General features: G+C 72.9%; 25 protein-coding genes and 1 pseudogene. 13 read left to right on the top strand and 13 right to left on the bottom strand.

Going from position 1 to position 22,886, the window contains the following annotated elements:
• Positions 1-31 precede the first annotated feature (31 nt).
• Entirely contained in the window at positions 32-1,129 is a 1,098-nt protein-coding gene (locus tag PV350_RS07820) for a carbohydrate kinase family protein (RefSeq protein ID WP_499511818.1), read from the top strand.
• Between the two features lie 11 nt (positions 1,130-1,140).
• Here the strand turns inward: PV350_RS07820 and PV350_RS07815 are convergent, their stop codons facing one another.
• Both PV350_RS07815 and PV350_RS07810 read right to left on the bottom strand, forming a co-directional pair.
• Positions 1,141-1,368, bottom strand: a complete 228-nt coding sequence (locus tag PV350_RS07815) for a FitA-like ribbon-helix-helix domain-containing protein (RefSeq protein ID WP_499511817.1) — start codon at positions 1,366-1,368, stop codon at positions 1,141-1,143.
• Between the two features lie 29 nt (positions 1,369-1,397).
• Positions 1,398-1,913: a GNAT family N-acetyltransferase gene (locus tag PV350_RS07810; RefSeq protein ID WP_499511816.1), complete on the bottom strand. Its 516-nt coding sequence runs from the start codon at positions 1,911-1,913 to the stop codon at positions 1,398-1,400.
• Between the two features lie 136 nt (positions 1,914-2,049).
• On the opposite strand from PV350_RS07810, the gene PV350_RS07805 reads away from it, so the two are divergent.
• The 3 genes from PV350_RS07805 to PV350_RS07795 are packed head-to-tail and all read left to right on the top strand — an operon-like array spanning position 2,050 to position 4,911.
• Positions 2,050-3,063, top strand: coding sequence for a PhoH family protein (locus PV350_RS07805; protein ID WP_499511815.1), 1,014 nt, complete (start codon positions 2,050-2,052; stop codon positions 3,061-3,063).
• Positions 3,064-3,076: 13 nt separating this feature from the next.
• A complete protein-coding gene (ybeY, locus tag PV350_RS07800) occupies positions 3,077-3,574 on the top strand; it encodes an rRNA maturation RNAse YbeY (RefSeq protein WP_499511814.1) in 498 nt (165 codons plus the stop codon).
• A gap of 5 nt (positions 3,575-3,579) precedes the next feature.
• Positions 3,580-4,911, top strand: coding sequence for a hemolysin family protein (locus PV350_RS07795; RefSeq protein ID WP_499511813.1), 1,332 nt, complete (start codon positions 3,580-3,582; stop codon positions 4,909-4,911).
• 6 nt (positions 4,912-4,917) lie between these two features.
• On the opposite strand, the gene PV350_RS07790 is transcribed toward PV350_RS07795, so the two are convergent.
• The gene (locus tag PV350_RS07790; protein WP_499511812.1) at positions 4,918-5,475 is read right to left on the bottom strand and encodes a hypothetical protein; all 558 of its coding nucleotides are present in this window, start codon (positions 5,473-5,475) and stop codon (positions 4,918-4,920) included.
• Positions 5,476-5,537: 62 nt separating this feature from the next.
• Here PV350_RS07790 and PV350_RS07785 point away from each other — a divergent pair, with 62 nt between their 5' ends.
• Positions 5,538-5,885 carry a cytidine deaminase-like protein gene (locus tag PV350_RS07785; protein WP_499511811.1) on the top strand — a complete coding sequence of 116 codons (348 nt, stop codon included), beginning with the start codon at positions 5,538-5,540 and terminating at the stop codon, positions 5,883-5,885.
• Positions 5,886-5,906: 21 nt separating this feature from the next.
• Here the strand turns inward: PV350_RS07785 and PV350_RS07780 are convergent.
• Positions 5,907-6,173 (bottom strand): annotated as a pseudogene (locus PV350_RS07780) (LysR family transcriptional regulator); the annotation flags it as partial.
• Positions 6,174-6,314: 141 nt separating this feature from the next.
• On the opposite strand from PV350_RS07780, the gene era reads away from it, so the two are divergent.
• Positions 6,315-7,268, top strand: a complete 954-nt coding sequence (gene era, locus PV350_RS07775; protein WP_499511810.1) for a GTPase Era — start codon at positions 6,315-6,317, stop codon at positions 7,266-7,268.
• Between the two features lie 25 nt (positions 7,269-7,293).
• On the opposite strand, the gene PV350_RS07770 is transcribed toward era, so the two are convergent.
• Genes PV350_RS07770 through PV350_RS07760 form a run of 3 tightly spaced genes read right to left on the bottom strand, consistent with a single transcriptional unit; the run spans position 7,294 to position 10,119 of the window.
• A complete protein-coding gene (locus tag PV350_RS07770) occupies positions 7,294-8,721 on the bottom strand; it encodes a carotenoid oxygenase family protein (RefSeq protein ID WP_500333215.1) in 1,428 nt (475 codons plus the stop codon).
• Positions 8,722-8,724: 3 nt separating this feature from the next.
• Complete coding sequence (locus PV350_RS07765; protein ID WP_499511808.1) at positions 8,725-8,991, bottom strand: protealysin inhibitor emfourin; 267 nt, start codon at positions 8,989-8,991, stop codon at positions 8,725-8,727.
• Between the two features lie 9 nt (positions 8,992-9,000).
• Positions 9,001-10,119, bottom strand: coding sequence for a M4 family metallopeptidase (locus PV350_RS07760; RefSeq protein WP_500333214.1), 1,119 nt, complete (start codon positions 10,117-10,119; stop codon positions 9,001-9,003).
• Positions 10,120-10,425: 306 nt separating this feature from the next.
• Here PV350_RS07760 and leuA point away from each other — a divergent pair, with 306 nt between their 5' ends.
• The 5 genes from leuA to PV350_RS07735 all read left to right on the top strand — a co-directional run bounded on the left by leuA (position 10,426) and on the right by PV350_RS07735 (position 17,402).
• Complete coding sequence (gene leuA, locus PV350_RS07755) at positions 10,426-12,195, top strand: 2-isopropylmalate synthase (RefSeq protein WP_499511806.1); 1,770 nt, start codon at positions 10,426-10,428, stop codon at positions 12,193-12,195.
• 181 nt (positions 12,196-12,376) lie between these two features.
• Positions 12,377-13,114, top strand: coding sequence for a TerB family tellurite resistance protein (locus tag PV350_RS07750; protein ID WP_499511805.1), 738 nt, complete (start codon positions 12,377-12,379; stop codon positions 13,112-13,114).
• Between the two features lie 166 nt (positions 13,115-13,280).
• Positions 13,281-15,380 carry an MMPL family transporter gene (locus PV350_RS07745; RefSeq protein ID WP_499516828.1) on the top strand — a complete coding sequence of 700 codons (2,100 nt, stop codon included), beginning with the start codon at positions 13,281-13,283 and terminating at the stop codon, positions 15,378-15,380.
• Between the two features lie 55 nt (positions 15,381-15,435).
• On the top strand, positions 15,436-16,716 hold the full coding sequence (locus PV350_RS07740; protein ID WP_500333213.1) for a sensor histidine kinase: 1,281 nt from the start codon (positions 15,436-15,438) through the stop codon (positions 16,714-16,716).
• Positions 16,713-17,402, top strand: a complete 690-nt coding sequence (locus tag PV350_RS07735; RefSeq protein WP_500333212.1) for a response regulator transcription factor — start codon at positions 16,713-16,715, stop codon at positions 17,400-17,402. Before PV350_RS07740 ends, PV350_RS07735 begins: the two co-directional genes overlap by 4 nt.
• Here the strand turns inward: PV350_RS07735 and PV350_RS07730 are convergent.
• Together PV350_RS07730 and PV350_RS07725 are read right to left on the bottom strand one after the other, a co-directional pair.
• Complete coding sequence (locus PV350_RS07730; protein ID WP_500333211.1) at positions 17,392-17,562, bottom strand: hypothetical protein; 171 nt, start codon at positions 17,560-17,562, stop codon at positions 17,392-17,394. The two genes, PV350_RS07735 and PV350_RS07730, sit on opposite strands and share 11 nt — an antisense overlap.
• Positions 17,562-17,924: a DUF1304 domain-containing protein gene (locus PV350_RS07725; protein ID WP_499511801.1), complete on the bottom strand. Its 363-nt coding sequence runs from the start codon at positions 17,922-17,924 to the stop codon at positions 17,562-17,564. Before PV350_RS07725 ends, PV350_RS07730 begins: the two co-directional genes overlap by 1 nt.
• Before the next feature lie 56 nt (positions 17,925-17,980).
• Here PV350_RS07725 and recO point away from each other — a divergent pair, with 56 nt between their 5' ends.
• Positions 17,981-18,727, top strand: coding sequence for a DNA repair protein RecO (gene recO / locus PV350_RS07720; protein ID WP_499511800.1), 747 nt, complete (start codon positions 17,981-17,983; stop codon positions 18,725-18,727).
• A gap of 60 nt (positions 18,728-18,787) precedes the next feature.
• Positions 18,788-19,627: an isoprenyl transferase gene (locus tag PV350_RS07715; protein WP_499511799.1), complete on the top strand. Its 840-nt coding sequence runs from the start codon at positions 18,788-18,790 to the stop codon at positions 19,625-19,627.
• Between the two features lie 72 nt (positions 19,628-19,699).
• Here the strand turns inward: PV350_RS07715 and PV350_RS07710 are convergent, their stop codons facing one another.
• The 4 genes from PV350_RS07710 to PV350_RS07695 are packed head-to-tail and all read right to left on the bottom strand — an operon-like array spanning position 19,700 to position 22,820.
• The gene (locus PV350_RS07710) at positions 19,700-20,125 is read right to left on the bottom strand and encodes a Fur family transcriptional regulator (RefSeq protein WP_499511798.1); all 426 of its coding nucleotides are present in this window, start codon (positions 20,123-20,125) and stop codon (positions 19,700-19,702) included.
• Positions 20,126-20,177: 52 nt separating this feature from the next.
• Positions 20,178-21,071 carry a metal ABC transporter permease gene (locus tag PV350_RS07705; RefSeq protein ID WP_499511797.1) on the bottom strand — a complete coding sequence of 298 codons (894 nt, stop codon included), beginning with the start codon at positions 21,069-21,071 and terminating at the stop codon, positions 20,178-20,180.
• Positions 21,071-21,832 (bottom strand): metal ABC transporter ATP-binding protein, encoded by a 762-nt coding sequence (locus PV350_RS07700; RefSeq protein ID WP_499511796.1) that lies wholly within the window; start codon positions 21,830-21,832, stop codon positions 21,071-21,073. The genes PV350_RS07705 and PV350_RS07700 overlap by 1 nt, the downstream gene beginning before the upstream one ends.
• A 34-nt stretch (positions 21,833-21,866) precedes the next feature.
• Complete coding sequence (locus PV350_RS07695) at positions 21,867-22,820, bottom strand: metal ABC transporter solute-binding protein, Zn/Mn family (protein WP_499511795.1); 954 nt, start codon at positions 22,818-22,820, stop codon at positions 21,867-21,869.
• Positions 22,821-22,886 lie beyond the last annotated feature (66 nt).

Below are 22,886 nucleotides of genomic sequence, written 5' to 3'. Positions count from 1 at the left end.
TCGGAACGACACCAGGTCGGGAGGAGCCCGGGTGGAAGACCAGCCCGTCCTCGATCCGCTCGCGGCGGTGCGCGGGCCGGACGACCCGGAGACCGATGTGTACCTGACCGGCACGGTCTTCCTGGACATCATCTTCACCGGTCTCGACAGCGCGCCCGTGCGCGGCACCGAGTCCTGGGCACGCGGCATGGGATCGAGTCCCGGCGGCGTGGCCAACATGGCGACCGCCCTCGCCCGGCTGGGGCTGCGCACCTCGCTCGCGGCCGCCTTCGGCGACGACGTGTACGGGGACTACTGCTGGGACGCCCTCGCCGCGGGGGAGGGCATCGAGCTGGGGCTGTCCCGCAAGATCCCCGGCTGGCACTCGCCGGTCACGGTCTCCATGGCGTACGAGGGCGAGCGCACCATGGTCAGCCACGGCCACGAGGCGCCGCCGCCGGAGGAGCCCGCGCCGCCCTGCCCGCCGCCGAGCCGGGCGTGCGTGGCCTCGCTGGTGCCCGGGGTCCCGCAGCAGGAGTGGATCGGCACCGCCGCCGGGCGGGGCAGCCGGATCTTCGCCGACGTCGGCTGGGACGACAGCGGCCGCTGGGACATCGCGGACCTGGCGGACCTGGCGCACTGCGAGGCCTTCCTGCCGAACGCCGCCGAGGCCATGCGCTACACCCGCACCGACTGCCCCCGGGCCGCCGCCCGCAAGCTCGCCGAGCTGGTCCCGCTGGCGGTGGTGACGCTCGGCGCCGAGGGCGCGTACGCGGTCGACTCCGCCGCCGGCCAGGCCGCCGAGGTGCCGGCGCTCTCGGTGGAGGCCCTGGACCCCACGGGCGCCGGGGACGTCTTCGTCGCGGGCTTCCTGACCGGCACCCTGGCCGGCTGGTCGCTCGCCGACCGGCTGGCCTTCGCGTGCCTCACGGCCGCGCTGTCGGTGCAGGAGTTCGGGGGTTCGCTCTCGGCGCCCGGCTGGATCGAGATCGCGGCCTGGTGGCAGCACGCCAAGGCCTACGACGACCAGGACCGCTCGGCGCTGCGCCGCTACGCCTTCCTGGACGACCTGCTGCCCACCGGCACCCGCCGCTGGCCCCTGCGCCGCGCCGTGCCGACGATCGGCTTCCGTCCGCCGCCCTTCCGCTGACGCGGTGGCGCTCAGGAGGCCGGCGGTACGCCGTCGCGAACGGTGAGGTGCTCCACGGAGAACTCCGCCGGCGCCGGACGGCCCGTGCGGTCCCGGATGTCGTCCGCGGTCGGCGTGCGTGCCTCCTCGGTCAGCTGCCGCAACAGGTAGGCGTCGAGGGACAGGCCGGCTGCGGCCGCACGGCGCCGGAGCGTGCGGTCCACGTCATCGGGGACGTTCCGGATGCGGATGGAGGGCATGCCCCCGGCATGCCTCCGGCGTGCCGTCGTCAGACCCGGCGCTCCAGGATCCGGCCCGGCCAGGGGGCGCCCTCGGCCTGGGGCACGGTGAAGGGCTGGGCGAGGGTGAAGCCCAGGGCCTCGTACTGCCGGACGAGCCGGCCCTCGCCGCCCGCGTAGCAGTCGACCCGCAGCAGCGGGATGCCGCGGCGCCGCGTCTCGGCGACGGCGTCGTCCACCAGGGCCGCGCCGATGCCGCTGCCGGACAGCGCCCGGTCGGTGACGAGCAGCCGCAGGTACAGCTCGCGCCCGTCCACGGGCGGGGCGTAGTCGGGCTTCTCCTCGGCCAGCACGCACACGCCCACCACCCGGCCGTCGGCCACGGCCGCGCGCAGCAGGTACTCCTTCGCGTACCGGGCCACGCGCTCCACCGCCGGGGGCCGGGAGGACCAGGGGCGGGTGCCCCACTGGCCGGTGTGGCCGCGGGCGGTGAGCCAGGCGACGGCTCCGTCCAGCAGGGCGAGCGTCGCGGGCAGGTCCTCGGGTCCTCCGGTACGGATCTCCATCCCGCAGTTCTACCCGGTGCGTGACGCAGCGTAAAACCCCTCGGCACCCCAGCCGCACCGACGTACCCTTGAACCCCAAGCCCAGTGGCATGTCGAACAGCAGAAGGCGGGATGAGCAGGCCGTCGAGCCTGGCCCATGACTCAGACACCGACAACGCAGCAACCGCAGGCGAGCGCCCACTTCGTCGTACCGGCCAAGCACCCCATGGTGACGGTCCTGGGGTCCGGTGACTCGCTCCTGCGCGTGATAGAGCAGGCGTTCCCGGCCGTCGACATCCATGTACGAGGCAATGAGGTCAGCGCGAGCGGTGAATCCGCGGACGTCGCGCTGGTCCAGCGCCTTTTCGACGAGATGATGCTGGTACTGCGCACAGGCCAGCCGATGACGGAGGACGCAGTGGAGCGGTCGATCGCCATGCTCCGCCAGGACAGCGGAGCCGACGGCCTGGAGGAGACCCCCTCCCAGGTGCTCACCCAGAACATCCTGTCCAGCCGGGGCCGCACCATCCGCCCCAAGACCCTCAACCAGAAGCGCTACGTCGACGCGATCGACAAGCACACGATCGTGTTCGGCATCGGCCCTGCCGGTACCGGCAAGACCTACCTGGCCATGGCCAAGGCCGTCCAGGCGCTGCAGTCCAAGCAGGTCAACCGGATCATCCTGACCCGCCCCGCCGTCGAGGCGGGCGAGCGGCTCGGCTTCCTGCCGGGCACGCTCTACGAGAAGATCGACCCCTACCTGCGTCCGCTGTACGACGCGCTGCACGACATGATCGACCCCGACTCGATCCCGCGCCTCATGGCGAGCGGGACGATCGAGGTCGCTCCTCTGGCGTACATGCGCGGCCGCACGCTCAACGACGCCTTCATCATCCTCGACGAGGCGCAGAACACCAGCGCCGAGCAGATGAAGATGTTCCTCACCCGGCTCGGCTTCGACTCCAAGATCGTCATCACCGGTGACGTCACCCAGGTCGACCTCCCCGGTGGCACGAAGAGCGGACTGCGGCAGGTCGTGGACATCCTGGACGGCGTCGAGGACGTGCACTTCTCGCGCCTGACGAGCACGGATGTCGTACGCCATAAGCTGGTCGGGCGCATCGTGGACGCCTACGAGCGCTACGACGACCTCAACGGCAACCGAAAGTAGCCTCCGAAGCACTATGGCGATCGACGTCAACAACGAATCCGGCTGGGATTTCGACGAGGCGGCGGTGCTCGACATCAGCCGCTACGCCCTGCAGCACATGCGCATCCACCCGCTGTCCGAGCTCTCGGTCATCGCGGTCGACGCCGACGCCATGGAGCAGCTGCACATCCAGTGGATGGACGAACCGGGCCCCACCGACGTCATGTCCTTCCCGATGGACGAGCTGCGTCCCGGGAAGGAGGACGAGGAGCCCCCGCAGGGACTGCTCGGGGACATCGTCCTCTGCCCCGAGGTGGCGAAGAAGCAGGGCGACGAGGCCGTGACCAAGCACTCCATGGACGAGGAGCTGCAGCTGCTCACCGTCCACGGGGTGCTGCACCTGCTCGGTTACGACCACGAGGAGGCCGACGAGAAGGCCGAGATGTTCGGTCTGCAGAAGGCCATCCTCGACGGCTGGCGCGCCGAGCGCGGCATCCAGGGCCCGTCGCCGGCCCCGACGACCACCCACTGATCGCGATGGTGGTCTTCGCCGTCCTGCTGGTCGTCGTCGCCTGGCTCGCCGCCTGCGCCGAGGCCGGCATCGCCCGTACCTCGCGCTTCCGGGCGGAGGCCGCGGTGCGGGCCGGCCGGCGCGGCGCGGACAAGCTGCTGGCGGTGTCCTCGGACCCGACCCGCTACCTCAACGTCGCGCTGCTGGTCCGGGTGGCCTGCGAGATGGCGGCGGCGGTGCTGGTCACCGTCGTGTGCGTCCGGCACTTCGAGGAGACCTGGCAGGCGGTCCTGGTGGCGGTCGCCGTCATGATCGTGGTCTCGTACGTCGCGGTGGGCGTGTCGCCCCGCACCATCGGCCGCCAGCACCCGCTGAACACGGCCACCGCGGCGGCGTACGTGCTGCTGCCGCTGGCCCGGGTCATGGGGCCGATCCCGGCGCTGCTGATCCTGCTCGGCAACGCCCTCACCCCCGGCAAGGGCTTCCGCCAGGGCCCGTTCGCCTCCGAGGCGGAGCTGCGCGCGCTGGTGGACCTCGCGGAGAGCGAGTCCCTGATCGAGGACGAGGAGCGCCGCATGGTGCACTCCGTCTTCGAACTCGGCGACACCCTGGTGCGCGAGGTGATGGTGCCGCGCACCGAGCTCGTCGCCATCGAGCGCTTCAAGACGATCCGCCAGGCCATGACCCTCGCCCTGCGCAGCGGGTTCTCGCGCATCCCGGTCACGGGCGAGAGCGAGGACGACATCGTCGGCATCGTCTACCTCAAGGACCTCGCCCGCCGGGTGCACATCAACCGGGACGCCGAGACCGACCCGGTCTCCTCGCTGATGCGCCCGGCCTTCTTCGTCCCCGACACCAAGAACGCCGGCGACCTGCTGCGCGAGATGCAGCGCGAGCGCAACCACGTCGCCGTCGTCATCGACGAGTACGGCGGCACGGCCGGCGTCGTCACCATCGAGGACATCCTGGAGGAGATCGTCGGCGAGATCACCGACGAGTACGACCGCGAGGTGCCGCCCGTGGAGGAGCTGGGCGGGGGGCGTTACCGCGTCACCTCCCGCCTCGACCTCGGAGACCTGGGCGAGCTCTACGGCGTGGACCTGGACGACGAGGACGTCGAGACCGTCGGCGGCCTGCTCGCCAAGACCCTCGGCCGGGTGCCGATCCCCGGCGCCTCCGCCGTCGTCGGGCTCCCCGAAACCGCCTCGGCCCCGCACGCCCCCGCCGCGCTCCGGCTCACCGCGGAGGCCCCGTCGGGCCGCCGCAACCGCATCGGGGCGGTCCTCGTCGAGCCGGTCCCGGTCGTCGCGGAGGACCCCTCGGGCCCGGAGCCGGACGGGGCGATGCACGGCGGGTAGCGCCGGTCAGCCCTGGTCGACGAGTGGGACGCCGGGGGCGAAGTGTTCCAGCGCGGCGGCCAGGCGTCGCCGGTCGAGCCGCCAGCCGTTCACCTGGCGGGACGCCATGAGCAGGTCGAACGGTACGGGGGCCAGGGCCCCCGCGGCGGCGCGTGCCAGCGCGCCCTGCCCGGCACCGGGCAGGGGTGGAGCGCCCTCGCGGCGTGTCACCCCGATCCAGGGCAGCCGGTGGCCGTGAGGGACCGGCTGCTTCCACAGCACCACGGCGGTGACGTCCTCCCACGGCACGTGCACGGTGGTGGCCCGGTGGCGCAGGGGTGTCCCGCCGAGGAGCACGCCCGTCGCGTCGACGCGCAGGGCGACCTTGCGGGTCAGCGAGTTCGCGGCGATGAGGAGCCCGCCGCCGCCGAAGAGGACGCCTCCCGCGATCCGCATCGCGGGCGGGGCACCCGTGCCCGGCATCACGAGGACCGAGGTGAACACGACCGCCGCCAGCAGCACGGCGACCGTTCGGCGGTCGAAGCCGTAGCGCGCCTCGTAGGCCGGCGCCGCGTTGTCATCCATGCCGAGATCATGACAATGCCCTGCCCCGGAGGGGAACCATCGAGGACGGATACGCTGACCGCATGAGCGACGAGCTGCACCCGGAAGACCGCAAGATCATCACCCTGGCCCGCTCCGCCCGCGCCCGCAACGGCGTCGCCGAGGGGGCGGCCGTGCGCGACGAGACGGGGCGCACCTACGTGGCGGGGACCGTGGCCCTTCGGTCGTTGTCGCTCAGCGCGCTGCGGACGGCGGTGGCCATGGCGGTCGCCAGCGGTGCCACGTCCCTGGAGGCGGCGGCCGTGGTCTCCGAGGCGGACGCGGTGCCGGACGAGGACCGTGCGGCCGTGCGCGACCTGGGCGGCGCGGACACGCCGGTGCTGCTGGCCGGCCCCGACGGCGTCGTCCGGGCGACGGTCGAAGCGGGCTGAGCCGGCGCCGGCTCAGCCGCCGGGCCCCGCGGAACGGGCCGCGCGCAGGGCGTGCTCCCAGTCACCGACCAGGGCGCGTGCGGCGGGCAGCAGCGCCTCGCCCTGCACGGTGAGGCCGACGCCGCGCGGCCCGCGGTCGAAGAGGCGGAAGCCGAGCTGCCGTTCCAGGGCGCGGATCTGCTTGGAGAGCGCGGGCTGGGAGATGCGCAGCCGCTCGGCGGCCCGGGTGAAGTGCAGCTCGTCCGCGACCGTGACGAAGTAGCGGAGGTCACGCACGTGGACGTCCATATCCATCGGTTATAGCAGCGGATCGTGGCCTGCGCCGTGCCCGCGGGGGAACACCGGGCGACACCCGGGGGAACGGCCGCTCCGGTCCCCCGGGCGGCGCCGCCGCCCGGGGCGTCAGCGGGGCCCGGTGGATCAGGGACAATGGTCGCCATGAGCGTTCGCACCGAGACGACCCCCGCCCCCGCCCACCGGGCCGGCTTCGCCTGCTTCGTGGGCCGCCCCAACGCGGGCAAGTCCACCCTGACCAACGCTCTGGTCGGCACGAAGGTGGCCATCACCTCCAACCGGCCGCAGACCACCCGGCACACCGTGCGCGGCATCGTGCACCGCCCGGAGGCCCAGCTGGTCCTGGTCGACACCCCCGGTCTGCACAAGCCGCGCACCCTGCTCGGAGAGCGGCTCAACGACGTCGTCCGCACCACCTGGGCCGAGGTCGACGTGATCGGCTTCTGCCTGCCCGCCGACCAGAAGCTCGGCCCCGGTGACCGCTACATCGCCAAGGAGCTGGCCGAGGTCCGCAAGACCCCCAAGGTCGCCATCGTCACCAAGACCGACCTGGTGGACTCCAAGCGCCTCGCCGAGCAGTTGGTCGCCATCGACCTGCTCGGCACCGAACTGGGCATCGAGTGGGCCGAGATCATCCCGGTCTCCGCCGTCGGCGACAAGCAGGTCTCGCTCCTGGCCGACCTCCTCGTCCCGCTGCTCCCGGAGGGTCCGGCCCTCTACCCGGAGGGCGACCTCACCGACGAGCCCGAGCAGGTCATGGTCGCCGAGCTGATCCGCGAGGCCGCTCTCGAGGGCGTACGGGACGAGCTGCCGCACTCCATCGCCGTCGTGGTCGAGGAGATGCTGCCGCGCGAGGGCCGCCCGGCGGAGAAGCCGCTGCTGGACGTGCACGCCAACATCTACATCGAGCGCCCCAGCCAGAAGGGCATCATCATCGGCCCCAAGGGCTCCCGCCTGAAGGAGGTCGGCACCAAGTCCCGCCGCCACATCGAGGCGCTGCTCGGGACGCCGGTCTTCCTCGACCTGCACGTGAAGGTCGCCAAGGACTGGCAGCGCGACCCCAAGCAGCTGCGCAAGCTCGGCTTCTAGGACGACACGGCCCGGGCGACCGGGCCTAGGCCGTCGCACCCCCGGCGGCCCCGCCGCTGAAGATCCCGTGGAAGCCGAACGGCACCGCGTGCGGGACCTCGGCGCGGGCCAGCTCGCGGAACGTGACGGCGTCCAGGACCAGCAGGAAGGACGAGCCGGCCGCGGCGTCGAGGACGACGGAGAGCACCACGCCCTCGCCCTCCGCCCCGGCCTCCGGAGCAGCGACGAAGACGGGCTCCCCGGGATAGCAGTCCTCCTGCGACCAGGTCACGGTGCCGCCGTCGGCCGTGTCGAGCCGCACCAGCTGGTCGGTGAAGTGCTCGCCCCGCCCGTCGCGGCTGCCGACGCCGTACGCGAAGCGGTAGGGGCGTCCGTTGCACCGCCCGTAGTCGATGCGGGGGAGCTCCATCGGCTCCTCGCCGAGCCGCTCGCCCGTCACCGCGCCGTCCCCGCCGATCCGGTACCGCGTGGGCCGGGCCTGCGGGACGCCGCCGCCGTCGCGCAGCCGGTCGAGGTAGAGGGCGTCGATGACGGACGGGTCCTCGTAGGCGCACAGGTCCAGCACCAGCGCGTCGCCGTCCTCGAAGGCGTTGACGTGGTGGAAGGCGAAGAAGGCCGGGCCCTTGGCGACGCGGCGGACGGTGCCGTCCCTGCGGTCCATGACGATGAAGCGGGTGCCGCGCTCCGGGCGCCAGCGGTAGTTCTCGATGAAGGGCCGGCCGCTGAGCAGCAGTGCCGGCGGGTTGACGACGAGCGGGAACTCCACGAGCACCACATGGCGGTCGGTGATCGCGAAGCTGTGCATGTAGCCGGGCCGGGTGACGGGCAGGCTGCCCAGGAGCCTGCGGCGGGCCGTGCCGTCGGAGGACTGGCGGTAGACGCGGTACTCGCTGCGCCGCGCGAAGTGCGCCACGAAGTTGACCAGTTCGCCGGTGACCGGGTCCTGGTGCGGGTGCGCCGTGGTCCACTGACCGGCCAGCGCGTCCTCGTAGCCGACGACGCCGACCGTCTCCAGCGTCCTCGGGTCGAACTCCACCGGCATCGGGGTCTCGGTCAGCGCGACGAAGCGTTCGCCGAAGCGGGCGACGCTGACGTTGGCGTTCCCCGAGGGCTGGCGGAGGAACGGGGTGAGCACCCGGGCGAAGAGCGAGCGGCAGGGGTCGGTGGCGAACTCCTGGTAGCCGATGCGGCCCTCGTGCCGGGCGGTACGGCTGCTCGGGACGTCCAGGAAGCGGTTGGCGTAGGAGACCCGGCCGTCCTCGATCGCGAACCGGTGGAGCATCGCCTGGCCGTCGAACCAGTGCCGGTAGCGGCGCTCCCCGGCCTCGAAGAGGGCGGGGCCGTTGCGCAGCAGGACCCCGTCGAGCCACCGCGGCAGCCGTCCCCGCACCGGCAGTTCGGGGACGGTCACCTCGTCGGTCAGGCTGCGCAGCCCGGTCGTGTGCCCGCTCATCGGCTACGCGCCCTCCTTCAGCACCAGTTGGACCAGTTCGCGCTGTTCCTCCGTCAGCCGCGGGTCGGCGCAGTGCACCGTGCGGCCGTCCACCGTGATCTCGTACCGGAAACCGTCCGGTACGCCCTGCGGGGGCGCGGCCGGGCCCGCGGCGAGGACGTCGCGGGCCAGGGCGTGCAGACGGAAGGCGTCGGGCCGGCCGGCGGTCTCCAGCACGGCCCGGCGCTCGATCCCCGCGAAACCGCCGGAGCGGATCACCTGTATGCGCATGGCGGACGTCTACCCCTGTGCGGGCGGTCGCGCACCTTCCGGGACCGGCGACTGGCGCGGCACGTCGGTGCCGTTCACGGCGGTCGGGATGCCGACCTCCGACCACGCCTTCACCACCGCCGCGTGTTCCTCGCCCTCACCGAAGCGCCCGGCGGCCGAGGCGACCGTCGCCTGGGCGAACTCGGCGAACGTCGCCCTGGGCGACAGCGCGCCGCCGGTCAGCACGTCGTACCAGATCAGCCCGGCCCGCTCCCAGGCGTTGCCGCCCAGCGCGACGGCCAGCAGGTGGAACGCCCGGTTGGGGATGCCGGAGTTGATGTGCACGCCCCCGTTGTCCCGCGAGGTGCGGACGTAGGCGTCCATGTGGCCGGGCTGCGGGTCCTTGCCGAGGACGTCGTCGTCGTAGGCCGTGCCGGGGGCCTTCATGGAGCGCAGCGCCACGCCCGTGACGCGAGGGGCGAGCAGTCCGGCGCCGATCAGCCAGTCGGCCTGCTCGGCGGTCTGGCCGAGCGCGTGCTGCTTGATGAGCGAGCCGAAGACGTCCGACATCGACTCGTTGAGGGCGCCGGACTGGCCGAAGTAGTCGAGGTTGGCGGTGTACTGGGTGACGCCGTGGGTCAGTTCGTGGCCGATGACGTCGAGGGGGAGCGTGAAGTCGAGGAAGATCTCCCCGTCGCCGTCCCCGAAGACCATCTGCTCGCCGTTCCAGAAGGCGTTGTTGTAGTCGCGGTCGTAGTGGACGGTGGCGTCCAGCGGCAGCCCGGCGTCGTCGATGGAGTGGCGGCCGTACGCCGTCAGGAAGAGCTCGAAGGTCGCCCCCAGTCCGTCGTAGGCCCGGTTGACGGTGTCGTCGGCCGTGGCGGGGTCGCCCTCGCCGCGGACCTTCCGCCCCGGCAGGTCCGTGCGGTGCTGCGCGTCGCTGATCGTGCGGCGCGGCCGGTCCGACGGCTCCGCCCCGATCACCGGGAGGGCCCCGATGACGGTGGTCAGCCGGCGGCGGGTGCGCTCCGCGGCGTCGCGTTCCAGGGTGCGGCGGGCGGGCTCGGCGAGTGCGCGGTCCTCGTTGCGGGCGACCTTGTCGAGGACGTGCGGCGGCACGATCGTGCAGAAAACAGGTGTCTGCTCCATGCAGGGCAATGTGGCACGGTGCTCACTGTCTGTCACTAGGTGTGACCATGATCCACGAAAAGGGGGGAAGATGTACGTTTTTCATGTCATCACGGGCGGTCTTGCATACTGAGAAGAACGCCGCAGCGGCTGCAGGGTCCCCGGGGGCTCGGTTATGGTCGACAGCATCATGCGTTTCGGGCTGCTTCTTCTTAGCTGCCGCGGCGAGGGCCTGTAGTCCAGGTCGACTCCCTCCCCGCGGGGTTTGGCGTTGCACCAGCGCCGGTCGGCCGCCTCCACAGCCGCAACCGAGGAGCACCCCCGCAGATGTCCACCCCGAACGCCGTCGGCCGCCCCACGCCCATCACCGCCGCGACGGTGCGCCAGCGCCCGACCGCGATGCCGGTCCACAAGTACAAGCCGTACGAGGCCGTGGAGATCCCGGACCGCACCTGGCCGGACCGGCGGATCACCAAGGCGCCCCGCTGGCTGTCGACCGACCTGCGGGACGGCAACCAGGCGCTGATCGACCCGATGTCACCGGCCCGCAAGCGCGCGATGTTCGACCTGCTGGTGACGATGGGCTACAAGGAGATCGAGGTCGGCTTCCCCGCCTCGGGCGAGACCGACTTCGCCTTCGTGCGCTCCATCATCGAAGAGGGCGCGATCCCCGACGACGTCACCATCTCCGTACTGACCCAGGCCCGCGAGGAACTGATCGAGCGGACCGTGGAGTCCCTGCGCGGCGCGGCGCGCGCGACCGTGCACCTGTACAACGCGACCGCCCCGACCTTCCGCCGGGTGGTCTTCCGCGGCTCCAAGGAGCAGATCCGGCAGATCGCCGTGGACGGCACGCGGCTGGTCATGGAGTACGCGGACAAGATCCTGGGCGACGAGACCGTCTTCGGCTACCAGTACAGCCCGGAGATCTTCACCGACACCGAGCTGGACTTCGCGCTGGAGGTCTGCGAGTCGGTGATGGACGTCTGGCAGCCCGAGGAGGGCCGCGAGATCATCCTGAACCTGCCCGCGACCGTGGAGCGCTCCACGCCCTCCACCCACGCGGACCGCTTCGAGTGGATGTCGCGGAACCTGTCGCGCCGCGAGTACGTGTGCCTGTCGGTCCACCCGCACAACGACCGCGGCACGGCCGTGGCCGCCGCCGAACTGGCGCTGATGGCCGGCGCCGACCGCATCGAGGGCTGCCTGTTCGGCCAGGGCGAGCGCACCGGCAACGTCGACCTGGTCACCCTGGGCATGAACCTGTTCAGCCAGGGCGTGGACCCGATGATCGACTTCTCCCAGATCGACGAGGTCCGCCGCACCGCCGAGTACTGCAACCAGATGGAGGTCCACCCGCGCCACCCGTACGTGGGCGACCTGGTCTACACGTCCTTCTCCGGCTCCCACCAGGACGCCATCAAGAAGGGGTTCGACGCCATGGAGGCCGACGCGGCCGCCCAGGGCCCGGGTGTGACAGTCGACGATCTGGAGTGGGCGGTCCCGTACCTGCCGATCGACCCCAAGGACGTCGGCCGCTCCTACGAGGCCGTCATCCGCGTGAACTCGCAGTCCGGCAAGGGCGGCGTCGCGTACGTCCTGAAGAACGACCACAAGCTGGACCTGCCGCGCCGCATGCAGATCGAGTTCTCGAAGATCATCCAGGCGAAGACCGACGCCGAGGGCGGCGAGGTCACCCCGAAGGAGATCTGGGCGATCTTCGAGGACGAGTACCTGCCCACCCCGGAGAACGCCTGGGGCCGCGTCGCGCTGCGCTCGGCGCAGACCTCGACCAGCAGCGACGGCACCGACACCCTGACCGTCGAGGCGGTCGTGGACGGCGCGGAGACGGTCCTGACCGGTACCGGCAACGGCCCGATCTCCGCGTTCTTCGACGCGCTGGCCTCGGTCGGGGTCGACGCCCGCCTGCTGGACTACACCGAGCACACCATGAGCGAGGGCGCCAGCGCCCAGGCCGCCTCGTACATCGAGTGCGCCATCGACGGCCAGGTCCTGTGGGGCATCGGCATCGACGGCAACACCACCCGCGCCTCGCTGAAGGCGGTCGTCTCCGCCGTCAACCGCGCGGCCCGCTAGTCACAGCACGGTGAACCGGCCACGGCGCCCGAGCGGGCGCCGTGGCCGGTTCTCGTATTCGGCCCTCACGTGGTACTGACTACGCGCCGCTCATGTGGCTAACATCACGTCATTACGGCGCCGTTGCCGGAGCGTTACCCACGCGTACGGCGCGTAAAGGGACGAACCGGTGTAAATCGGGATGGCGGCCGGAGGGTGCGAAGTGCTCCACATCAAGGGCTTGTGCATCTTGGGCGTGCGGACGGTCTGGCACACCGAAGGTGACGGGGAGTTCTTCTGCGCCGGCTGCGGCGGCGACCGCGGCTACCGGCGGCGCACCGGCACCCGGCGGCTGACCCTGCTGGGCCTGCCCCTCCTGCCGCGCGGCTCGGCCGGCACGGTCGTGGAGTGCGTGGTGTGCCGCGCACACCGCGGGCCCGAGGCCCTGGAGCAGCCCACCACCACCGTCTTCTCCGCCATGCTCCGCGACGCCGTCCACACCGTCGCCCTCGCCGTGCTCACCGCGGGCGGCGCCATGGGGCGCGGCGCCCGCGAGGCCGCCGTCGGCGCGGTCCGTTCGGCCGGGTTCACCGACTGCACCGAGGACCAGCTGCTCGGCCTGCTCGCGGCCATCGTCGCCGACGAGGGCCGCTTCCCCGGCGCCTCCGACGCCCTGGACGCCGACGGGCTCGCGGACGCCCTCGACGGCTGCGGCAGCTGGCTGTCCATCGAGCTCCACGAGGCCCTGGGCCCCCTCTCCCGCCACCTCGCCCCCCAGGGCCGCGAGCACATCCTGGTCCAGGGCGCCCTCATCGCCCTCGCCGACGGCCCCTACCTGCCCGCCGAGCGGGAGGTCCTCGGCGCCGTCGGCCGCTGCCTCGGCCTCGTCGGCGAGGACACCGAACGCATCCTGGAGGCCGCGGCCCGCACGCCGTCCTGACGGGCCGCCCCTGACCGCCACCGCCGGGCGTACTCCCCGGGGAGTAACGGGGCCCGCACCGCACCCCGGGCAGTAACGCCGGGCTCGGTCCCGGGCCCGACGAAAAGGCGCCCCCGCGCCGGAAGTCTGGAAAGGACCAGACCACCGGCCCGGAGGGAGGCCCATGATGGGGGCCCCGACCACTGAGACCACACCGGCCGCCGCGCCGCCGCCGACCCGAGGACGGGGGCGGAGCCGGGGCGCCCGCGCGCTCCCCTGGGCGGTGCTCGCGCTGTGGATCGCCGTACTGGCGCTGGCCGGCCCGCTGGCCGGCAAGCTCGCCGACGCGCAGCAGAACCGGGCGGTGGACTACCTCCCGGTCAGCGCCGACTCCACGCAGGTCGCCCGGCTCCAGGACGCGCTGCCCGGCGGCGAGGCCACCGAACTCGTGGTCGTCTACCACCGCGACGGCGGGCTGACCGCCGCCGACCGCGACAAGGCGGCCGCCCAGATCGCCGGCATCGCGCGGGCGCACCGGCTCACGGGTGGCACGCCGCACGCCGTCCTGTCGCACGGCGACACGCTGATGTACCCCGTGGCGAGCACCGGGCCGGGCCAGGACGACGCGGCCAGGAACGCCTTCGTCACCGACGTCCGCGACCGGGCCGAGGGCGGCGACGGGCTGACCGCCCACGTGGGCGGCCCCGGCGCGCTCAACACCGACATGAAGGAGGTGTACTCCTCCCTCGACGGGCCGCTGCTCTACACCACGGTGGCCGTCGTCGCCGTCCTGCTGATCCTCATCTACCGCAGCCCGCTGCTGTGGCTGCTGCCCCTGCTCGTCGCGGGCGTGGCCGACGCCGCCGCGATGGCCGGGGTCTACGGACTCCACCAGGCCTTCGGCGTCACCGTCACCGGCCAGAGCCAGGGTGTGATGACCATCCTGGTCTTCGGCGCCGGCACCGACTACGCGCTGCTGCTGGTCTCCCGCTACCGCGAGGAACTGCGGCGCGTGCCGCGCCCGTACGACGCCATGCGCGCCGCGCTGCGCGGCTGCGGGCCCGCGATCCTGGCCTCCTCCGGGACCGTCGCCGCGGGGCTGCTGTGCCTGCTCGCCGCCGACCTCAACAGCAGCCGGGGCATGGGCCCGATCGCCGCGGTCGGGGTGCTGTGCGCGCTCCTGGCGATGACGACCCTGCTGCCCGCGCTGCTGGTGCTGCTGGGCCGCCGGGTCTTCTGGCCGCTGGTCCCGGCGTACGGCAGTGAAGTGCCGCGTCCGCGCGGCCTGTTCGCGGCGATGGGCGGCTCGGCCGCACGCCGTCCGCTGGCCGTGCTCGCGGGTGGCGCGGTGCTGCTCGGGGCGCTGGCGCTCGGGACCCTGGCCCTGCCCGGCAGCCTGAAGAACGACGACGCCTTCACCAGCGCCCCGGAGTCGGTCGCCGCCATGCGCATCCTCGCCGAGGCCGACCCCGGCCGCTCCGCCCAGCCGATCACCGTCATGGCACCCACCGGCCGGGCCGGCGAGGTGCTGGCCGCGGTCCGGGGCACCGAAGGGGTCGCGTCCGCCGAACGCGGGCGCAGCGGCGGCGGCTGGACGGAGGTGTCGGTGACCGCGCAGGCGCCGCCCGAGTCGCCCGGCGAGACCGCGACCATCCACGCCCTGCGCGCGGAGCTGGACGGCCCCTACGGCGCCCACGTCGGCGGGCCCGGTGCCCAGCAGGCCGACCTGGCCGCCACCAGTTCCCGCGACCGCCGGGTCGTCGTGCCGCTCGTCCTGGCGGCCGTGCTGCTGATCCTCGTGGTGCTGCTGCGCAGCCTGGTCGGGCCGCTGCTGCTCGTGGTGGCCGTGATCGCGGTGTGGGGCGCCGCGCTGGGCATCGGCGGGCTGGTCTTCGGGCCGCTGTTCGGCTTCGAGGGCACGGACCCGGGGCTGCCGCTGCTGTCGTTCGTCTTCCTCGTGGCGCTCGGCGTCGACTACGGCATCTTCCTCATGCACCGGATGCGCGAGGAGTCGCTGGCGGGGGCCGCGCCGGCCGCCGCGGCCGTCACCGCGCTGCGCACCACGGGCGGGGTGATCGCCTCGGCCGGGCTGGTGCTGGCGGCCACGTTCTCGGTCCTGGTCAACATGCCGCTGGTGTCGCTGGTCGAGATGGGCTTCGTCATCGCCGTGGGCGTCCTGCTGGACACCTTCCTCGTCCGCACCTACCTGGTGACCTCCGCGAGCGTGGCGCTGCGCGAGCGGCTCTGGTGGCCGGGCCGGCTGAGCCGGCCGCGTACGGGCCCGTGAGCCGGCCCGTGAACCGGTCTGTCACGCCGCCGACCCCGTAACGGAAGATGGAGCCGTGCCGAAGCCGCCGCCCCTCCCGCCCGCCGTCCGTGCGCACAAGGACGCCGCCCTCGCCGTGGGCGTGCTCGCGCTCCAGAGCGCCATGGGCGCCCTCCTGCCGTCCGGGCAGGGGCACCGCCCGGACGCGGCGGGCTGGGCGCTGCTGGTGGTCACCGCGCTGGTGCTGGCCGTCCGGCGGCGGTGGCCGATGACCGTGATGCTCGTCACGGTCGCGGCCGTCGCCCCGTACCACGCCATGGACAACCTCCACCTGGCCGTGGTCCCGGCGAGCATGGTGGCGATCTACTCGCTGGCGGTCGCCGGGCCGCCGCCGCGGACGTACCTCACCGTGGCGGCGGTCGTCGCGATCATGGTCGGGGTGATGTCGGCGACACCCGACCGGCACGCGGCGACCGACATGCTGCGCAGCGGCGGCTGGGTGGTGGCGGTGGCGCTGACCGGCGAGGCGGTGCGCATCCACCGCAAGTACGTGGCCGCCATCGTCGGGCGCGCCGAACGCGCCGAACGCACCCGCGAGGAGGAGGCGGCCCGGCGCGTCGCCGAGGAGCGGCTGCGGATCGCCCGCGACCTGCACGACCTGCTCGCTCACAGCATCACCCTCATCGGCGTGCAGACCTCGGTCGCCGCGCACGTCCTGCTCGCCGACCCCGACCGGCTGGACCGCACGGCCGTCGCCGGCGCCCTCGACAGCATCGCCGGCACCTGCCGCGACGCCCGCGCCGAACTGCGCGCCACCCTCCAGGTGCTGCGCGGCGACGACGAGCGCGGCCCGCTGCCGGGCCTGGCGGCCGTGGCCGACCTGGCCCGCTCCGCCGAGGCCGCCGGCGCCCGGGTGGAACTGGCCGTCGCGGCCGGCGCGGACGGGGTGCCCCCGGCGATCGGGGCGGCCGCCTACCGCATCGTGCAGGAGGCCCTCACCAACGCCGTACGGCACGCCGGGGGCACCTCGGTCCGGGTCGGGGTGGAACTCGGCACCGACCCGGACCGCGGCGCCGCCCTGCGGATCGCCGTCACCGACGACGGCCCCTGCCCGGGGACGGAGGCCGAGCACGAACCGGACCGCCCCGACGCCCGATGGCGGCCCTGGCGCGCCGTGGCACCCCCGAGGCCCCCCGCGGACGCCGGCCCGGCGGAGACCGTGCCCGCCGCCGGCTACGGCCTCATCGGCATGCGCGAGCGCGCCCGCAGCGTCGGCGGCACGCTGACCGCCGGGCCCCGGCCCGAGGGCGGTTTCCAGGTGGCCGCCGTTCTGCCGTTCGCGGGGGGCACGGCATGATCCGCGTCCTGCTCGCCGACGACCAGACCCTGGTCCGTGAGGCCTTCGCGATGCTCGTCGAGTCCGCCCCCGACATGCAGGTCGTCGGGCACGCGGCCACCGGGCGCGAAGCCGTGGCGGCGGCCCGCGCCGGCCGCGCCGACGTGGTGATCATGGACATCCGCATGCCCGACCTCGACGGCATCGAGGCCACCCGGCTGATCGCCGCCGACGACGACCTGGCCGGGGTCCGGGTGCTGGTGCTCACCACCTACGACAGCGACGACCACGTCGTCCCCGCACTGCGCGCCGGGGCCAGTGGCTTCCTCGTCAAGGACACCCGTCCCGCCGACCTCCTCGACGCCATCCGCACGGTCGCCGCGGGCGAGGCGCTGCTCTCGCCGGGGCCGACCGCGCGGCTCATCGCCCGGGTGCTGCGCCTCCCGGAGGGCCCGCCGCCGGGCGGGCCGGCCCCGGAACGTCTCGCCGCGCTGTCCGCACGGGAGCGGCAGGTGCTCACCCTCGTCGCGCGGGGCCTGAACAACACGGAGGTCGCCGAGGCGCTGGGCCTCAGCCCGCTCACCGCCAAGACGCACGTCAGCCGGATCATGGGCAAGCTCGGCGCCCGCGACCGCGCCCAGTTGGTGATTACGGCCTACGAGTCGGGGCTGGTCGCGCCCGGCGGGACGGCGGGGCTCAGCGGCTGACCGCCCGGACCAGGATCGCGGCGGCGACGGCGAAGCAGGCGAGCACGGTCCGCACCGTCGCGCCCAGCGTCCGCCGCCCGCGGTCCGCGTAGCCGTGCAGCACCTCCAGGGCGGTGCCGTCGGGGCCGGCCGCGGTGATGCGGTGGGTGACGGAGTCCATCAGCGGGCCACCAGCACCAGGGCCAGGGCGACGAGGGCCGGCACGGTCTGCACGAAGAGGATGCGGCGGCTCGCGGTCGCGGCGCCGTACAGCCCGGCGACCGCCACGCAGACGAGGAAGAACACCGTGGCCTGGAAGCCCACCGGGTCGGCGGCCACGGCGCCCCACACCAGCCCGGCGGCCAGGAAACCGTTGTAGAGCCCCTGGTTGGCCGCGAGTGCCTTGCTCGCCTGCGCGAACTCCGCGGTGGTCCCGAAGGCCCCCCTGGCGCGGGGGGTGGTCCACAGGAACATCTCCAGGACCAGGATGTAGAGGTGGAGGGCCGCTATGAGCAGCACGGCGACGGTGGCTGTGATCGACATGGGCCGTAGCGTACGACCCGGGCCGGTCCGGTCGCCGCGTACGGAACAATGGGCGCATGAGTCTGTTCCGCGACGACGGCATCGTGCTGCGCACCCAGAAGCTGGGCGAGGCGGACCGGATCATCACCCTGCTCACCCGCCGGCACGGCCGGGTGCGGGCGGTGGCCCGCGGCGTGCGGCGGACGAAGTCCAAGTTCGGCGCGCGGCTGGAACCGTTCTCCCACGTGGACGTGCAGCTCTTCGCGCGCGGGGGCGAACTGATCGGCCGCGGCCTGCCGCTGTGCACCCAGGGCGAGACGATCGCCCCCTACGGCAGCCGCATCGTCACCGACTACGCCCGCTACACCGCGGGCACGGCGATGCTGGAGACCGCCGAGCGCTTCACCGACCACGAGGGCGAACCGGCGGTGCAGCAGTACCTGCTGCTGGTCGGCGGCCTGCGCACGCTCGCCGACGGTGAGCACGACCCGCGTCTGGTGCTCGACGCCTTCCTGCTGCGCTCGCTGGCGGTCAACGGCTACGCGCCCAGCTTCGGGGACTGCGCGAAGTGCGGGATGCCGGGCCCGAATCGGTTCTTTTCGGTCGGTGCGGGAGGAGTCGTATGCGGCGAGTGCCGCCCGGCCGGAAGCGTCGTACCCTCACTGGAGTCACTGGAACTCCTCGGCGCGTTGCTCGGAGGGGACTGGGAGACCGCCGACGCGTGCGAACCGCGCCACTGCCGGGAGGGCAGCGGACTGGTCGCGGCGTATCTGCAGTGGCATCTGGAGCGCGGCTTGCGCAGTCTGCGTTTCATCGAGAAGTAGCGGTACCCGGCGGGCCCGGCAGCACCAACTCGTGAGGCACAGGAAGTGGAGAGCAAGGTCATGGCAGTACGCGGGATTCTGAGCCGTCCCCGGCGCGAGTACCGGGCTCCCGACCCGCACCCATCCGGCGCGCAGCCCCCCAAGATCCCAGGTGAGCTGGTCCCCCAGCACGTGGCCATCGTGATGGACGGCAACGGCCGCTGGGCCAAGGAGCGCGGCCTGCCCCGCACCGAGGGGCACAAGGTCGGCGAGACCGTCGTGCTGGACGTCCTCAAGGGCTGCCTGGAGCTGGGGGTCAAGAACCTCTCCCTGTACGCCTTCTCGACCGAGAACTGGAAGCGCTCGCCCGACGAGGTCCGCTTCCTGATGAACTTCAACCGGGACGTCATCCACCGCCGCCGCGACGAGATGCACGAGATGGGCATCCGGATCCGCTGGGCCGGGCGCATGCCCCGGCTGTGGAAGTCGGTCGTCAAGGAGCTCCAGGTCGCGGAGGAGATGACCCGCGACAACGACGCGATGACGCTGTACATGTGCGTCAACTACGGCGGCCGCGCCGAGATCGCCGACGCGGCGGCGCGCCTGGCCGAGGACATAAAGGCGGGTCGCCTCGATCCCTCCAAGGTCAACGAGAAGACCCTCGCCAAGTACATGTACCACCCGGACATGCCGGACGTGGACCTGTTCGTCCGCCCCTCCGGCGAGCAGCGCACCTCCAACTTCCTGATCTGGCAGTCCGCCTACGCCGAGATGGTCTTCCAGGACGTCCTCTGGCCGGACTTCGACCGCCGCGACCTGTGGCGCGCGTGCCTGGAGTACGCCTCCCGCGACCGCCGTTTCGGCGGCGCGCTGCCCAACGAGCAGCCGCCGGCGGCGGCGGGCGACGCGGACACGGAGTAGTCGGCAGTCACCCCGCGGTCGTCCACGGACGACCGCGGGGCGGGAGGAGCACGACGGCGGGCGGGGCCCGGTTCAGTTCGCGGCGGGGCCGCCGCAGCCGGCGCAGTCGGCGCAGGTCCCGAAGATCTCCACGGTGTGGGCGACGTCGACGAAGCCGTGCTCCTCGGCGATGGTGTCGGCCCACTTCTCGACCGCGGGACCCTCGACCTCGACCGCCTTGCCGCACACGCGGCAGACCAGGTGGTGGTGGTGGCCGCTGCTGCAGCGCCGGTAGACGGACTCGCCCTCCCCGGTGCGCAGGACGTCGATCTCGCCGGCGTCGGCGAGGGACTGCAGCGTGCGGTAGACCGTGGTGAGGCCGACCGAGTCACCCCGGTGCTTGAGGAGGTCGTGCAGTTCCTGGGCGCTGCGGAACTCGTCGACCTCGGCGAGGGCCGCGGCGACGGCGGCACGCTGCCGGGTCGATCGTCCGCGGACGGGGGGCTTGGCGGTCGTCACCGGTGGCCTCCTACTCGGTCGGTTCGGTCGGTCATTCTGCCAGGCCTGGAGCTCATACCCGGACGTCGTCCTCGGTGGGACGCGCCGCGGGTACCTCCAGGGTGCACCGTGTCCCGTCCTCCGCGGCACGGCGTGCACGCTTTTTCGCCAGCGGCGCGGCCAGCAGCGTCAGCGTGACGAAGACACCGATGGCCAGCAGCACGATGGTCGCTCCGGAGGGCACGTCGGCGTAGTACGAGGTGACCGTGCCGGAGAAGGCGACCGCCACGCCGATCACGACCGACAGCGCGAAGGCCGTGGCGAAGCTGCGGGCGATCTGCTGGGAGGCGGCGACCGGGATCACCATCAGCGCGCTGACCAGCAGCAGTCCGACGACCCGCATGGCGACCGTGACCGTGACCGCCGCGGTGACGGCGACCAGCAGGTTGAGCAGCCGCACCGGCAGACCGGTCACCCGGGCGAACTCCTCGTCCTGGGAGACCGCGAACAGCTGCCGTCGCAGGCCCACGGTGACCAGCACCACGAAGCCGGCCAGCAGGCAGATCGCGGTGATGTCCTCGGGGGAGACGGTGGTGATGGAGCCGAACAGGTAGGTGAGCAGGTTGGCGTTGGAGCCGTTCGGCGCGAGCGAGGTGAACAGCACGCCGGCCGCCATGCCGCCGTAGAAGAGCATGGCGAGCGCGATGTCGCCGCGCGTCCTGCCGTACCAGCGGATGAGTTCCATGACGATCGCGCCCGCGACCGACACGGCCGTCGCCATCCACACCGGGTTGGTGCTGAGCAGGAAGCCGAGGCCGACACCGGTGAGGGCGACGTGGCCGATGCCGTCGCCCATGAGGGCCTGGCGGCGCTGGACGAGGTAGATGCCGATCGCGGGGGCGGTGATGCCGACGAGGACGGCGGCGATCAGCGCCCGCTGCATGAAGGCGTAGGAGAACAGCTCCATCAGAACAGCCCCGTCCGGATCGGCTCGGCCACGTGGCCGGCGTGCGGGTGGACATGGTCGTGGCCGGGCAGCGCGTGCTGCCCCTGGGCCTTCGGCGGGGGCCCGTCGTGGACGACGCAGCCGTCGCGCAGCACCACCGCGCGGTCGATCAGCGGCTCCAGCGGTCCGAGTTCGTGCAGGACCAGGAGCACGGTGGTGCCCACCGAGACCTGTTCGCGCAGCGTCCCGGCGAGCACCTCCTGGCTGGCGAGGTCGACGCCCGCCATCGGCTCGTCCATGATCAGCAGTTCGGGCTCGACGGACAGCGCGCGGGCGATGAGCACCCGCTGGTGCTGGCCGCCGGAGAGCGCCTCGACCGGATCTCCGGCCCGGTCGGCCATCCCGACCAGCTCCAGGGCGCGCTCCACGGCCCGGCGGTCCGCCTTGCGGGGCAGGCCCAGCCTCGTTCGGGCCAGCCGCCCGGCGGAGACGACCTCGCGCACGGTGGCGGGGACGCCGGAGGCCGCCGTGGTGCGCTGCGGCACGTAGCCGATCCGGGCCCAGTCGCGGAACCGGTTCAGCGGGGTGCCGAAGAGCTCCAGACCGCCCGCGGTGAGCGGCACCTGGCCGACCACGGCGCGGATCGCGGTGGACTTGCCCGAGCCGTTGGCGCCGAGCAGCGCGACGACCTCCCCGCGCCGCACGGTCAGGTCGACGCCGCGCAGCACCGGCCGTGAGCCGAGGGTGGCGGTCGCCCCCCGCATCGATATGACCGTGTCCATTCCAGCCTCCGTACCGGGCTCCGTCATCGTTGCCTCACTTCGCGCCGAGCGCCGAGCGCAGGGCCTGAAGGTTGCTGTGCTGGACCTCGAAGTAGTCGCGGCCCGCGGACCTGTCGGTGATGCCCTCGATGGGGTCGAGCACCGCGGTCTTCAGGCCGAGGTCGCCCGCGAGGGTCCTGGCGGTCCGGTCGCTGGCGAGCGTCTCGAAGAATACGGTGCTGACGCCCTTGTCCTCGGCGAGGGTGTGCAGCGTCTTCATCCGGGCGGCGCTGGGCTCGGACTCCGGGTCGATGCCGCTGATCGCCTCCTCGACCAGCCCGTAGCGCTCGGCGAGGTAGCCGAAGGCCGCGTGGGTGGTGATGAAGGTGTCCGAGGTGCGGTTCCCCAGCCCGTCCTGGAAGTCGGTGTTCAGCGCGTCGAGCTTCTTCACCAGCGCGGCGGTGTTCTTCCCGTAGGTCGCCTCGTGGTCCGGGTCGGCCTTGGCGAGGGCCTTGCCGACGCCTTCGGCGACCTGGGCGTAGCGGACCGGGTCGAGCCAGACGTGCGGGTCGGCGCCCGCGTCCTCTCCGTCCTCGTGCCCGGTGTGGTTGTCCCCGGTGCTGTGGTCGTGGCCGTCGACCTCGGTGCCGTGGTCCTCCAGCGGGGTCAGCGCGGCGGCGTCGACGGTGTTCGCCACGCCGGACTGGGCTATCGCGTCGTCGACGGCGGGCTGCAGGCCCTTGAGGTAGACGATGACGTCCGACTCGCCCAGCTCGCCGGTCTGCCGGGGGGTGAGCTCCAGGTCGTGCGGTTCGGTCCCGGGCTTGGTCAGTCCGGTCACGTCGACGTGCCCGCCGCCGATCTGCTCGGCCAGGAACTGCATCGGGTAGAAGGAGGCGGTGACCTTGACCCTGCCGTCGGCCCCGCCCCCACCCGCGGTGGAACAGGCGGAGAGGGCGACCAGCCCGGCGACGGCGGCGAGGGGGACCAGAGCACGACCTATGTTCATGACACCCATTTTCAACAAAATTGGAAACGATTGTCAATTGGCTCAGTAGTGACCTGACCCGGCGCC

It is taken from the genome of Streptomyces sp. PA03-6a (genome assembly GCF_033792765.1).
In the GTDB taxonomy this organism is placed as follows: Bacteria; Actinomycetota; Actinomycetes; order Streptomycetales; family Streptomycetaceae; genus Actinacidiphila.
Note: the sequence above shows the minus strand (reverse complement) of the source record. Positions and strands in the feature narration are given on the sequence as shown.

Coding starts and splice junctions, on each gene's coding strand:
- PV350_RS07815 (WP_499511817.1), bottom strand. CDS start 1,368: ATGCCCTCCATCCGCATCCGGAACGTCCCCGATGACGTGGACCGCACG.
- PV350_RS07810 (WP_499511816.1), bottom strand. CDS start 1,913: ATGGAGATCCGTACCGGAGGACCCGAGGACCTGCCCGCGACGCTCGCC.
- PV350_RS07805 (WP_499511815.1), top strand. CDS start 2,050: ATGACTCAGACACCGACAACGCAGCAACCGCAGGCGAGCGCCCACTTC.
- ybeY (WP_499511814.1), top strand. CDS start 3,077: ATGGCGATCGACGTCAACAACGAATCCGGCTGGGATTTCGACGAGGCG.
- PV350_RS07795 (WP_499511813.1), top strand. CDS start 3,580: ATGGTGGTCTTCGCCGTCCTGCTGGTCGTCGTCGCCTGGCTCGCCGCC.
- PV350_RS07790 (WP_499511812.1), bottom strand. CDS start 5,475: ATGGATGACAACGCGGCGCCGGCCTACGAGGCGCGCTACGGCTTCGAC.
- PV350_RS07785 (WP_499511811.1), top strand. CDS start 5,538: ATGAGCGACGAGCTGCACCCGGAAGACCGCAAGATCATCACCCTGGCC.
- era (WP_499511810.1), top strand. CDS start 6,315: ATGGTCGCCATGAGCGTTCGCACCGAGACGACCCCCGCCCCCGCCCAC.
- PV350_RS07770 (WP_500333215.1), bottom strand. CDS start 8,721: ATGAGCGGGCACACGACCGGGCTGCGCAGCCTGACCGACGAGGTGACC.
- PV350_RS07765 (WP_499511808.1), bottom strand. CDS start 8,991: ATGCGCATACAGGTGATCCGCTCCGGCGGTTTCGCGGGGATCGAGCGC.
- PV350_RS07760 (WP_500333214.1), bottom strand. CDS start 10,119: ATGGAGCAGACACCTGTTTTCTGCACGATCGTGCCGCCGCACGTCCTC.
- leuA (WP_499511806.1), top strand. CDS start 10,426: ATGTCCACCCCGAACGCCGTCGGCCGCCCCACGCCCATCACCGCCGCG.
- PV350_RS07750 (WP_499511805.1), top strand. CDS start 12,377: ATGGCGGCCGGAGGGTGCGAAGTGCTCCACATCAAGGGCTTGTGCATC.
- PV350_RS07745 (WP_499516828.1), top strand. CDS start 13,281: ATGGGGGCCCCGACCACTGAGACCACACCGGCCGCCGCGCCGCCGCCG.
- PV350_RS07735 (WP_500333212.1), top strand. CDS start 16,713: ATGATCCGCGTCCTGCTCGCCGACGACCAGACCCTGGTCCGTGAGGCC.
- PV350_RS07730 (WP_500333211.1), bottom strand. CDS start 17,562: ATGGACTCCGTCACCCACCGCATCACCGCGGCCGGCCCCGACGGCACC.
- PV350_RS07725 (WP_499511801.1), bottom strand. CDS start 17,924: ATGTCGATCACAGCCACCGTCGCCGTGCTGCTCATAGCGGCCCTCCAC.
- recO (WP_499511800.1), top strand. CDS start 17,981: ATGAGTCTGTTCCGCGACGACGGCATCGTGCTGCGCACCCAGAAGCTG.
- PV350_RS07715 (WP_499511799.1), top strand. CDS start 18,788: ATGGCAGTACGCGGGATTCTGAGCCGTCCCCGGCGCGAGTACCGGGCT.
- PV350_RS07705 (WP_499511797.1), bottom strand. CDS start 21,071: ATGGAGCTGTTCTCCTACGCCTTCATGCAGCGGGCGCTGATCGCCGCC.
- PV350_RS07700 (WP_499511796.1), bottom strand. CDS start 21,832: ATGGACACGGTCATATCGATGCGGGGGGCGACCGCCACCCTCGGCTCA.
- PV350_RS07695 (WP_499511795.1), bottom strand. CDS start 22,820: ATGAACATAGGTCGTGCTCTGGTCCCCCTCGCCGCCGTCGCCGGGCTG.